Annotated in this window: 8 protein-coding genes; 4 read left to right on the top strand and 4 right to left on the bottom strand. The window is 65.5% G+C overall.

Features of this window, described 5'->3' with window-relative positions; translation table 11 throughout:
• Positions 1-346: 346 nt before the first annotated feature.
• Both ACTOWJ_RS13275 and bla read right to left on the bottom strand, forming a co-directional pair.
• Positions 347-2464, bottom strand: a complete 2118-nt coding sequence (locus ACTOWJ_RS13275; protein ID WP_441335090.1) for a gluconolaconase — start codon at positions 2462-2464, stop codon at positions 347-349.
• Positions 2465-2581: 117 nt separating this feature from the next.
• Positions 2582-3463, bottom strand: coding sequence for a class A beta-lactamase (gene bla / locus ACTOWJ_RS13280; protein ID WP_441335091.1), 882 nt, complete (start codon positions 3461-3463; stop codon positions 2582-2584).
• A gap of 158 nt (positions 3464-3621) precedes the next feature.
• Here bla and ACTOWJ_RS13285 point away from each other — a divergent pair, with 158 nt between their 5' ends.
• The gene (locus tag ACTOWJ_RS13285; RefSeq protein ID WP_441335092.1) at positions 3622-4530 is read left to right on the top strand and encodes a hypothetical protein; all 909 of its coding nucleotides are present in this window, start codon (positions 3622-3624) and stop codon (positions 4528-4530) included.
• Between the two features lie 154 nt (positions 4531-4684).
• The gene (locus ACTOWJ_RS13290) at positions 4685-5173 is read left to right on the top strand and encodes a VirK family protein (RefSeq protein ID WP_441335093.1); all 489 of its coding nucleotides are present in this window, start codon (positions 4685-4687) and stop codon (positions 5171-5173) included.
• On the opposite strand, the gene ACTOWJ_RS13295 is transcribed toward ACTOWJ_RS13290, so the two are convergent.
• Positions 5167-6717, bottom strand: coding sequence for an MFS transporter (locus ACTOWJ_RS13295; RefSeq protein WP_441335094.1), 1551 nt, complete (start codon positions 6715-6717; stop codon positions 5167-5169). The two genes, ACTOWJ_RS13290 and ACTOWJ_RS13295, sit on opposite strands and share 7 nt — an antisense overlap.
• Positions 6718-7138: 421 nt before the next feature.
• On the opposite strand from ACTOWJ_RS13295, the gene ACTOWJ_RS13300 reads away from it, so the two are divergent.
• Positions 7139-8023, top strand: a complete 885-nt coding sequence (locus ACTOWJ_RS13300; protein ID WP_441335095.1) for a LysR family transcriptional regulator — start codon at positions 7139-7141, stop codon at positions 8021-8023.
• A gap of 323 nt (positions 8024-8346) precedes the next feature.
• Positions 8347-9999 (top strand): M28 family metallopeptidase, encoded by a 1653-nt coding sequence (locus ACTOWJ_RS13305; RefSeq protein WP_441335114.1) that lies wholly within the window; start codon positions 8347-8349, stop codon positions 9997-9999.
• A 60-nt stretch (positions 10000-10059) separates the two neighbouring features.
• Here the strand turns inward: ACTOWJ_RS13305 and ACTOWJ_RS13310 are convergent, their stop codons facing one another.
• The gene (locus tag ACTOWJ_RS13310; protein WP_441335096.1) at positions 10060-10860 is read right to left on the bottom strand and encodes a hypothetical protein; all 801 of its coding nucleotides are present in this window, start codon (positions 10858-10860) and stop codon (positions 10060-10062) included.
• Positions 10861-11001 lie beyond the last annotated feature (141 nt).

Here is an 11001-nt window from a genome sequence, read left to right on the forward strand (position 1 = left end):
TTGCAGCGGCTAGCTAGGGCAAGCACGGATATTGCTTGTCATCGTGTTGAAACAACGCGCGCGATTATCGAGATGTGTTCGATGGTGCGCGAATATCGCATCGTCGATGGCGATCACGGAAAAACGAAGAGCCCTTCTCCCGCTTGCGGGAGAAGGTGGCCCGAAGGGCCGGATGAGGGCACGCGGAATCGAGTGGCGCGGGCGCTTGAAGGTCGCGTGCCCTCACCCCGGCCCACCCCGGCCAAAACGCATAGCGTTTGGGCGTTCGCGGACGCGCGAGCTGTTGGCTCGCAAGCAGCGTCCGCTCACCCCGCAAGCGGGAGAGGGAGATGGGGGGCGATCTTCGTTATTCCAGCGTCACCGCCAGATCGCGCCGCGCCATCGCCTCATTGCCGCTGTAATCGCGCGCAGTGATGCGCAAGGTGTAGTCGCCGGCCGCCAGTTCGTTGGGCATCCACACGCCGGCGCTGATACGGCCATCGCGCACGGTATTGGTCAGCACGTAGCGGAAGCGGGTGATCGCGCTGCCGTGCACGGTGACGCCGCTGTCGGGCGCGTAGATGGTCTTGACCGCGTCTTCGGGCGAGGGCAGGCGGTTGAACTCGATGTTCATGCGCGGTTGCTCGTAACCCGGCAGCGGTTGTCCGGCCGCGTCGAGCCATTGATAGCCCAGCGCGTACAGCCCGAGGCGCCGGCGCGGAAGATTGTCGTCGACCTGGTCCCAGGCTTCGGCCACGATCTGCAAACCCGACAAGGCCCGCGACACCAACAGCCGGCCTTTGCGTTTCTCGCGCAACGGTTGTGCCAGCGAATCCAACAGATCGATACGCTCGATGCGCGGCGCGTAGTGATCGGCGTAATGGGCGAAACCCAGGCTGACCGCATTGCGTTCGTAACCGGCGGCGCCCACGCTGAGGTGCACGTGCGCCATCGGGTTGATGGTGCCGAGCACGTCGCCGGTCTTGAATCGGGTGCCGCGGCGCAGGCGCATGCGTTCGAGTTTGCCGGTCTCGTCCAGGGTCGGCACGAACCGCGCCGGATCGATCGCCTCGCCCTTGGCGGTGCGGCCGACCCGCATGTGGATGTAGTTGATGTCGTCGAGCCCGGCGCCTTCGCCGAGGTTGCCGTAACCCCACGAACTCGACGGATGGCTGACCTTGGCGTCGGCGATGGCCAACACTTGCTGGCCGATGTCGCCGCGGATATCGAGCCCGCCATGCAAGTGATGACGGCTTTCCTGGTGGCCGTCGCCGCGCACTTCGCCGAGCGTGCCGACCACTTCGTGCCAGCCGTCCTGCGGATGCAGCGGCCAGCGTCCGCCGGTGTCGGGCAGTGGATCCAGCGGCGAGGGCCCGGCGACGGTCGCGATGGCTTGCGTGGTGGCGGGCGCCATGCGGTACACGCGATAACTCGCGCCGTCGCTCAGATACACCGCGCCGTCGCGATCGAGCACCATCGCCGACGGGCGCGACAAGCGTTGTTCCTGCACGCCGCCGGTCAGCAGCGTCCACTGACCGTCGGGTCGGATCTGGTAAGTCTGACCGGATGCGGAATCGCCGACGTACATCACGCCGTCGTGAGCGATCGCCAGCGCCGAGGGCCGGCGCAGCGGCGAGTACAGCGGAGTGCCGTCGGCGGCGAGCATCGTCGCCAAGCTCAGCGTGCTGACGTCGCCATCGGGTTCGACTCTGCGGATCGCTTCATTGCGCATGTCGGCGACCCACAACAGACCGTGCGCGTCGAGCGCCAGCGCGGTCGGGGTGTCGAAGCGCGCGATCGCTGCGGCGCCGTCGACCAGGCCCGGCGCCGGGCCGCCGGCCAAGGTGCTCACCGTGCCGTCGGGTTGAATCACCCGGATGCGGTCGTTGTAGGTGTCGGCCACGAACACGCGGCCGCGCTGATCCACGGCCACGCCGATCGGCCCGTTGAACTGCGCCTGCGCGCCGGGTCCGTCGAGAGAGCCGGGCGTGCCGGTGCCGGCGAGCGTGCTGACCACGCCTTGTTTGGAAATCTTGCGGATCGCATGGTTGCCGGTGTCGGCGACGTACAAATTGCCCAGGCTGTCCAAGGCCAGGCCCGAGGGCGTGTTGAACGCCGCCGCGGTGCCGATGCCGTCGACGAAGCCTTCCACCGAACCGGCCACCGTCGCCACCCGGCCGTCGGGACGGATCGAGCGGATGCGGTTGTTGTCGCCGGCGTCGGCGACGTACAAGGTGCCGTCGCCGCTGCGCGCCAAGCCGTAAGGATCGGCGAAGCGCGCTTGCGCGCCCGCGCCGTTGCGCATCCCGCGCACGCCGTCGCCAGCCACCAGTTCCAACTGCGCCTGCCAGCCCAGCGGTGTGGGCGGCACCGGCGCCGCCGCGGGTTGCAACAAGGCGGCGGTCTTGGGTTCGAACACGAAAGTCGCGGCGAGCGCCGCTGCGGTAAGGCCGATCGCGAGCCAGATCCAGGATGTGCGGGTCATGCGGTTCCTTGACATCGGGACGGCGCCGTCGCGGCGCTGTCCTCCTGGACCAATTCTAGATCAGCGGCTTGCGGGCGTGGCTTTCAAGCCGCCTCTGCGGCCGACCGCGCACAAGGTTTAGGCGCCCCAGGCCTCGTACACCAGCCGCGCGACCGAGGCATGCGCCGCATTGCGAGCAGCGCCGTCGTGTGCGGTGCTGTGCAGATAGCTCACGATCAGAATCGGCGCGCGTCCGGGCGGCCAGACGATGGCGAGGTCGTTGTTGTTCTCGTCTCCGGTGCCGGTCTTGTCGCCCACGCGCACGCCCTTGGGCAGCCCCGCGCGCAGGCGTTCGTCGCCGGTCTGGTTGGCGATCAGCCACGCGGTCAGTTGTCGCCGCGACGATTCCTTCAACGCATCGCCCAGCAATAGCCTGCGCATGGTCGCGACCTGCGCCAGCGGCGAGCTGGTATCGCGCGGATCGTCGGCCGTGCCGCGGTTGAGCTCGGGCTCGTTGCGATCCAGGCGGGTGACGGTGTCGCCGGTTTCGCGCAGGAACGCGGTCAGTCCGGACGGGCCGCCGACCAGGGGCAACAACAGATTCGCGGCCGGGTTGTCGCTGAGGGTCATGGTCGCTTCGCACAGTTGTTCGACCGTCGCGCTGGAACCCACCAGCGGTTGGGTGAACGGCGCGTGCGGAAGCATGTCGGCGGCGGTGATCGGCAGCTTGCGCCGCAATTCGAGTTTGCCCAGTTCGACCTGGTGCAGCACCGCCGCGGCCAGCAGGAACTTGAAGGTGCTGCACATGCGGAAACGCTCATCGCCGCGCCAGTCCATGCGCCGGCCGCTGCCGGTGTCGAGCGCGGCCACGCCGAGGCGGCCGCCGCTGTCCTTTTCCAGCGCGCTCAAGCGCGCGCGCCAATCCGGGGCCGGGCTCAGCGCGGCGGCGCCGAAACTGGCGCCGGTGCCGGCGGCGAGCAGCAGACCGCTGGCGCATTGCAGAAAATGGCGTCGTTGCATGAGGCGGGATCTCCTTCGGGGCGAGCCTGGATTATTCGCAGGCGCGCGATCGGCGACAAACGAGGATTTCTCGCGGCTGGCAAAAGAAATCCTTGCAGCGGCGCAACCGCCCTCGCGTGCAGCGCATCGTAGGCCATGGACACCCACCGAGCGACCGCATGAACACCAGCACTACCTTTATCGTCTATGCCTCGTTGTTCGCCGTGGTGATCGCGCCGTTGGCGTTCGGTGTGTACGGCCTGTCGCGTCGCGCGGCCGCATCAGCGCCGCGCGGCTCCTGGGATTGGCGGTTGTCGCTCAACTCCGGCCTGGTCTACGCATTCAGCTTCGGCCTGATCTTCTTCATCCAGGAATTGTTTCTGGTGGTGCCCAAGGCCTTTACGCCGGGGCTGAAGCCGACCTTGTTCCACAACAATCATCACTGGGACGGCGCCAATCCGTTGGCGCACTTGTTCCAGGGCACCGGTGCGCTGGCGATCGTGTTGACCGCGATCGGCTTCAGCCTGTGGTTCAAGCTGCGCCCGCCGCGCTCGGCGACGATGCGCTTGTTCGTGCTGTGGACGGCATTCCACGGCTATTTCCAGTCGCTGCCTCAAGTCGTGGTGGGCTCGGTGCTGCCGCAGAACGATGTCGGCATGGCCTTGCGTTATCTGGAGTTGGGATTGGCGACGCGATTGACGTTGGCGATCGTCGCGCTGGTGCTGATCGTGATCCTGGCGATCGCGTTCGTGCGGCCCTTGCTGGAACTGGCCACGCAGCCCGGCGAGGTGGCCACGCCCGCGCGCCGTGCCGGTTTCATGCTGCGCACGGCGAGCTTGCCCGCGTTGCTGGCCTTGCCGGTGATCGTGGCGATGCGCGTGCCGGGCAGCGTGGATCAGGTCGCGATCGTGCCGGTGGCCGAGTTCGTGATCGGCGTGTTCTGGCTGCAGGCGGCCGCGTGGTGGGTGCGGCCGCGCGGCACGGGACAGGCGATGCCGGCCGGCACGGCGTGGGGCGCGGCAGCGGCGGTGATCGCGCAGTTGCTGATCTTCCAGTTCGCCTTGCGGCCGGGGATCGCGTTCTTCTGAGCGCGGCGCACTTTGCGCGATCGGGCCGCAGCCGCGCATTCATCCATCGGCCGGGTGTGCGGCTTTGTGACGAAGCGTGCGGATGTGATCGCACGCAGCATCGGCCGCGGCGCGACCGTTAGGTTAACGGCACTTCCCCTGACACGGTGCCGCCATGGTCCGAATTGGTCTGTTCTCTCTCACCGCCGCCGCTGTGCTGTCCGCCACGAGTGCGTCGGCACGGGCGGCCGAAGATTCCATCCAGACCCAGCGCTTGCGCCACTACGACGGCGTGCGCGCGTTGCTGTTCGCCGGCGTGCCGGTCACCGCGGTGTTCACTCCGGGGCAGTGCGGCGGGCCGCACGTGGCGGGTACGGCCGCGAGCAAGGCTGCGAGCAAGGCCGCGATCCCGGAGGTGTCCGGCGGCTTCGCCGTACGCGATTTCATCGAGGTCAAGGACAGCAACATTGGCTTCGCCAATCAGCACCTCACCGTGCGGCCCGACGGCAGCGCGGTGTTGGAACTGGTGCAATACCGATTACTGCCTGACGACACCGCCACGGTGAAGACGAATTTTCTCTCGCCGGTGACGTATCAGGCGGTATCGCCGCCGCTGAACTTCCAGTGCAAGATCGGCCAGGGCCTGGACTTCGTCGCCTACTGACCGCAGGCCTCGGCCTTCGCGCCCGCGATGTCCGCAACGGCGCGCGCGGGCGCGAACATCGCCAGACTCAGCGCCGCCAACACCCACACGCCCAGGCCGCCGTACCACAGCACCCAACCGAAGCCATGGATCAGCGCGTCGTGGGCGATGGCCAGCGCATCGCCGGGCAGACGCAGGGATTGCAACGCGCCCAAGTCGCCGGCGGCGACGCGCGCGGCCAGTGCGCGCAGTTGCGTATCGCCGAGCGCCGCGCCGTACACCGAGCGCAGATGCGCGGCGATGCCGGCGATCAGGATCAAACCCATCAAGGCGATATTGATCGCCAGGGTGATCAGTCGCGCGCTCATGTCGATGCCCGAGGCCATGCCGGTGCGCGAGGCGGGCACCGAACCGGTGGTGGTGTTGCTTACCGGGCTGTTGGTCAGGCCCAGTCCGAACCCGGCGAGCAAGGCGCCCGGCAGCATGGTCATCCAGCTCGCATCGGTCATCGCGCTGCCGTAGCGCATCGCCACCAGGCCCAGGCCGATCGCGAACAGGCCCAGCGGAATCACCCGCGCGGCGCCGTAACGCGACGACCAGCGTTCGGCCAGCGGCGGCATTGCCAAGGTCGGCAGGGTGTACGCGAGCAAGGCCAAGCCGGCGCCGACCGTGTCGTAACCCAGCGCGCTCTGGAAGTAGATCGGCAGATAGATCATCAACGGCCAGAAGCTGAAGTTCATGCCGATCGAGCCCATGATCGCGCCGGAGAACGCGCGGATGCGGAACACGCCGAAGTCGAACATCGGATGCGGATGGCGGCGTTCGACGATCACGAATGCGATCAGGCTCGACAGGGCGACGATCAGCACCGCCAAGGTAGCGGGGTGACCGTAACCGGCTTCGGGCGCCTGAGTGATGTAGTAGGTCAGGCCCAGCACCGCGATCGACAAACTCAACAGGCCGGCGATATCGAGCCGGTGCGACGGCGGTTCGCGCGATTCCTCCGCGCCCAGCGCGATCAAGGCCCAGGTCAGCGCGGCCAGCGGCGCGTGCACCAGGAACACCCATTGCCAACTCGACACGGCGATGATCGCGCCGCCGATGATCGGGCCGAAACCCAGCCCGGCGCCGAACACGATGCCGAAGACTGCGAAGGCGCGGCTGCGCTCGCGGCCGTCGCGGAACTGATGCGAGAGAATCGCGAACTGGCTGGTCAGCATCGCGCCGCCGGCGATGCCTTGGGCAAAGCGTCCGGCGATCAGCACCGGCATGCTCTGCGCCAGACCGCACAACAGCGAAGTCAGGCCGAAGCCGATCACGCTGATCACGAAGATGCGCCGGCGCCCATAGCGATCGGCCAAGGTACCCGCGGCCATCAACACGGTGGTGCAGGCCAGGGTGTAGGCGTTCATCACCCACTGCATGTCGCGCAGATCGCCGTGCAGTTGTTTTTCCAAGGTCGGCAGGATCACCGGCACGCTGGAGATTTCCAGGCCGAACATCAGCGCGGCCAGACTGATCGCGGCCAGGGCGAGAGTGTTCTTGACGGAAGGGGACAAAGGCATTGCAGCGTCCTGGATAAGAGCGGCCGATGGTCACGGCCAAGGCATGGCGTCGCCGCGCACGCCGATGCGGCGCGGTTCGGTATGAAGACGAAGGGGCGATCGCGTTGGTGCGAGGCCCATGCAGGAAATCTTTTGTACGAGGTCTTTTGTGGGAGGTCTTTTGTGGGAGGTCTTTTGTGGGAGGGGCTTCAGCCCCGACGCTTTCCGGTCAGCGCTCGCGAATGCATCGGCTTCGGATCGAAAAGCGTCGGGGCTGAAGCCCCTCCCACAAAAGACCTCGCACCTTCACGAGGCTTGGCGGCACCCGCCTCAGCGGAGCCACGGCGCCCATTCTGGCTACACTCAACTCATGAGGGAAATGATTTAATTTTGTAGAATCCATTAACCGCCGTCATCAATCGGCCTGCCCCCAGGCGACCCCATGGACTTCGATCCGACCCTGTTGCGCACCTTCGTCGCCGTCACCGAAACCGGCGGTTTCACCCGTGCGGCCGAGCGTCTGCACCTGACCCAATCCGCGGTCAGCCATCAGATCCGGCGCCTGGAAGAACAGGTCGGGCGCGCGCTGCTCCATCGCACCACCCGCCGTCTGACCCTGACCGAAGACGGCGAAGACTTCCTGCGTCACGCCGAACAGATCCTGCAATCGCTCGACGCGCTGTCGCGGCGCTTCCAGCCTTCGCCGATCACCGGCGTGGTGCGTTTCGGCGTGCCGGAAAATTTCATCGGCGACCGCCTGCCCAATCTGCTGTGCCAGTTCTCGCGCGCGTTTCCCGATGTGCGCATGGACGTCAACGTCAGCATGAGCATGGACTTGCGGCAGATGATCGACGCCGACGAACTCGACGTGGCCGTGGTGATCGCCTTGCCCGGCGGTGTCGGTGACGAGGTGCTGCGGCGCACGCGATTCGTCTGGGTGGCGGCCGACAGTTTCGACGTCGCGCCCGGCCGTTCGCTGCCGTTCGCGTTCTTTCCCTCGCCGTGCATCAACCGCCAGATCGGCATGTCCGCGCTCGACGGCACGCCGGTGGAGTGGCATGTGGTGTTCACCTCGCCAAGCCAGCAGGGCTTGAACGCGGCGATCTCCGCCGGCCTGGGCATCACCGTGATGATCGAAGACGACGTCTTGCCCGGCATGCGCATCGTCGACGGCCAATACGGCCTGCCGCCGTTGCCGCCGGCCGAATTCGTGCTGCTGCGCCGCCCCGGCGGCTGCACGCCGGCGGTGGCCGAGTTCGGCAAGCTGGTGTTGGAGCTGCCGGCGAGCGCGCCGCAACCGGCGCGCATGGCCGCAAGGGTGGCATAGCGCCGTTGCCGCAGCCCTCCCCCTGTAGGAGCGGCGCAAGCCGCGACCGCGCCACCTCACCTGCGATGCAACCAGCCAACTGGCCCGCAACCCGCAACCAAGCCATCCCACATACGCCACAACCTGCCACCCCGCGGTCGCGGCTTGCGCCGCTCCTACAGTCGGCTGCCGAGGCAATCACCCAGCCCCGCAACGCAACGGGCCCAACGGCCGATAGACCCATCACGCCCTCCTGGCTAGTATCGGCCGACCACACAAGGGGCCCCACCATGAAACTGCCGATCGCCACACCGCTGGCGGTGCTCTGCGCCGCCATCCTGTCGATGCCCGCCTATGCCGCCAAGCCCGCCAAGGCTCCCAAGCCGCCGAAAGCGCCGACCTTCGACACCAAGCGCCTGGCCGAAGAAGTCAAAACCCTGTCCTCGGACGAGTTCGAAGGCCGCGGCCCGGCCACGGCCGGCGAGACCAAAACCATCGACTACGTGACCGCCCAACTCAAGGCGGCCGGCGTCCAGCCCGGCGGCGACCTCAAGGACGGCAAGCGGCTGTGGACCCAGGCCGTGCCCCTGCTGCGTTCGGAAATCGTCGGCACGCCCACCGTGTCGGTGTCGGTCAAGAAGAAAGCCCGCCCGCTCGCCCAGGGCAACGAGATCGCCATCCGCGCAGCGCTCGACGGCAGCAAGAACGTCGCCATCAAGAACGCCCCGCTGGTGTTCGCCGGCTACGGCGTGACCGCGCCCGAGCGCCAGTGGGACGACTTCAAGAATGTCGACCTGAAAGGCAAGATCGCCATCGTCCTGATCAACGATCCGGATTTCGAAACCGGCGACGGCAGCTCTGATCAGAGTGCATTCGGTGGCAAGGCCATGACCTACTACGGCCGCTGGACCTACAAATACGAAGAAGCCGCGCGCCGCGGCGCCGTCGGCCTGCTGATCGTGCACGAGACCGACCCGGCCTCCTACGGCTGGGCCACGGTCAAGAACTCCAACACCAACACCATGTTCGACGTGGTCCGCGACAAACCCGCCGACCAGCACCCGACCATGGAAGGCTGGATCCAGCGCGACTTCGCCGTCGACCTGTTCAAGCGCGCCGGCCTGGACTTCGAAAAACTCAAGAAGCAAGCGCAGACCCGCGAGTTCAAACCGGTCACGCTGAAAAACGTCACCCTCTCGGCCAACTACGCCGTCGACAGCCAGGTCATCACCTCGCAGAACATCGTCGGCCGCATCGAAGGCAGCAAGCGCCCCGACGAAACCGTCGTCTACAGCGCCCACTGGGACCACCTGGGCGTCGGCCAGCCCGATGCCAGCGGCGACAAGATCTACAACGGCGCCGTCGACAACGCCACCGGCACCGCCGCGCTGATCGAAATCGGCCGCGCCTTCGCCAAGGGCAAGAAGCCGCAGCGCTCGGTCGTGCTGCTCAACGTCACCGCGGAAGAAAAAGGCTTGCTGGGCTCGGAGTACTACTCCGCCCGCCCGCTGTACCCGCTGGCCAAGACCGTCGCCGTGATCAACATGGACGCCCTGGACCCCACCGGCCCCGCGCGCGACTTCACCACCTCCGGCAGCGCCAAACAGGAACTGCTCGACCAACTCATCGCCACCGCCCAGCGCTGGAACCTCAGCTACGTCACCGACCCGAAGCCCGAGGCCGGCCACTTCTTCCGCTCCGACCACTTCCCCTTCGCCAAGCGCGGCGTCCCCGCGATCTCGTTCGGCTCGGGCGACGACAAAGTCGAAGGCGGCAAAGAAGCCGGCGACGCCGCACAGAAGGCCTACACCGCCGACCGCTACCACCAACCGGCCGACCAGTTCGAAACCACCTGGACCTTCGCCGGCATGGCGCGCGACATGCAGATCCTCTACACCCTGGGCAACGATCTGGCCAATTCGACCAAGTGGCCGAATTGGAGCGAGGATTCGGAGTTCAGGGCGGCTCGGGATGAGACTGCGCAAGATCGCAAGTAGCCTGGCAGCGACCAGAAAACAAAAGGCCCCATTTCGGGGCCTTTTGTTTATTCAGAGGCATTAACGGGCTCCGCCTTCCCTAATTGCGTTCAACCATTCCCGCACATGGGCTCCATCGTTAAATCGATCTGTAAATAGAAGCTTCAACTCTTCAATGGCATACGTCCAGTCGTCGTAGCTCTTCCGAAGAAGGACGTCCCCGGCTTCAATGCTTCTAATTTCGCGTTCTGTGGCAACGCACCAATTTAGGAACTGGATCCAGGAGAGCCTCAGCCATGGTTTGCCTGTGCCGCTACGCAGGATTGAAAGGATTTCGAGTGAAGCGGGGTTCTTGGCAATATCAATGTCGTTGTGCCATCCCACGCGGTCAAGACGTAGTACTTCTTGGTCGCGGGTCAAGGTGAGAAGGCGTTCGTCGTTCCATGATGGAACCATCCGTCCTTCCCTTTCTTCGGGGCTCCACCTCGATGGCGAGAATCTCCTGACATTTAGATATTTCCCAGAAGATATGTCAGCCGCCCCAGCGGCCTTCCAAAGCACGAGGTCATGAGCACAGAACGCCACATGCACACGTAAATGCTTTGAAAGCATGCGAACAAGGTGGATGGCTGAGGCAAGAGCCGATGAATCTTTCAGCGGTTGACGTTGGGGAATATCTTCAACTAGGAAGGTGAGGTACATGCGCTCGCATTTCGATCCGCTGAGTATCGAGGCAATTTCCATTGCTCTTTGTGGGTCGCTTAAGTGATACAGCGGGATCACTGCAGTAAGAAGGCAGTCGAGATGATGACTTGTTGCGATGTCACGAGTTTGATCGCCAATGTCTGCTATGAATTGGACTGTCCAGGGAAATATAGACATTTCCGGCCTATGATTGGACTGTCCAGGGAAATATAGACATTTCCGGCCTATGATCCGAGCATAGGAGGAAGACCATGAGCACACAGCGATTTACTCCGGAATTCAAGCAAGAAGCGGTTCGGCAAATCGTCGAACGCGGCC

Source organism: Lysobacter sp. CA199, assembly GCF_052078715.1.
Taxonomy (GTDB): Bacteria; Pseudomonadota; Gammaproteobacteria; order Xanthomonadales; family Xanthomonadaceae; genus Lysobacter.

What these genes read in the sequence shown, in the direction of transcription:
- ACTOWJ_RS13275 (WP_441335090.1), bottom strand. Translation starts at nt 2,464, where the DNA reads ATGACCCGCACATCCTGGATCTGGCTCGCGATCGGCCTTACCGCAGCG.
- bla (WP_441335091.1), bottom strand. Translation starts at nt 3,463, where the DNA reads ATGCAACGACGCCATTTTCTGCAATGCGCCAGCGGTCTGCTGCTCGCC.
- ACTOWJ_RS13285 (WP_441335092.1), top strand. Translation starts at nt 3,622, where the DNA reads ATGAACACCAGCACTACCTTTATCGTCTATGCCTCGTTGTTCGCCGTG.
- ACTOWJ_RS13290 (WP_441335093.1), top strand. Translation starts at nt 4,685, where the DNA reads ATGGTCCGAATTGGTCTGTTCTCTCTCACCGCCGCCGCTGTGCTGTCC.
- ACTOWJ_RS13295 (WP_441335094.1), bottom strand. Translation starts at nt 6,717, where the DNA reads ATGCCTTTGTCCCCTTCCGTCAAGAACACTCTCGCCCTGGCCGCGATC.
- ACTOWJ_RS13300 (WP_441335095.1), top strand. Translation starts at nt 7,139, where the DNA reads ATGGACTTCGATCCGACCCTGTTGCGCACCTTCGTCGCCGTCACCGAA.
- ACTOWJ_RS13305 (WP_441335114.1), top strand. Translation starts at nt 8,347, where the DNA reads ATGCCCGCCTATGCCGCCAAGCCCGCCAAGGCTCCCAAGCCGCCGAAA.
- ACTOWJ_RS13310 (WP_441335096.1), bottom strand. Translation starts at nt 10,860, where the DNA reads ATGTCTATATTTCCCTGGACAGTCCAATTCATAGCAGACATTGGCGAT.